Raw genomic sequence first — 286 nt, 5'->3', positions numbered from 1 at the left:
ATCCGCAGCAATCTTCAGCTGGTGTTGACCAATACTCTCGAAAAATTGCCCAGACAAGTTGAAATAGACATGGTTAGTTGGATTAAAAATCGTATCCTTGTCTGATCTTGCAAAATAATCAACATGAACATCATTGCTTGCTGATAAACAATAGCGAACTCCAACCTCAATCCGGCCTGGAAAACCATTAAAACCATCTTCTAAAACGGTTGTAAAGAGGACTTCTTCTTTGCCATTACACTCCCATTCCCAGTTTCGCAAGTTTGCCGTATTAACGCCACCATGT

Annotated in this window: 1 pseudogene; it reads right to left on the bottom strand. The window is 40.6% G+C overall.

The features are described 5' to 3' along the window. Positions 1–286, bottom strand: a pseudogene (locus C1E99_RS01000) (galactose-1-epimerase); the annotation flags it as partial.

It is taken from the genome of Streptococcus suis, from assembly GCF_002964045.1.
In the GTDB taxonomy this organism is placed as follows: domain Bacteria; phylum Bacillota; class Bacilli; order Lactobacillales; family Streptococcaceae; genus Streptococcus; species Streptococcus suis_U.
This window is presented reverse-complemented; position numbering and strand designations above follow the sequence as displayed.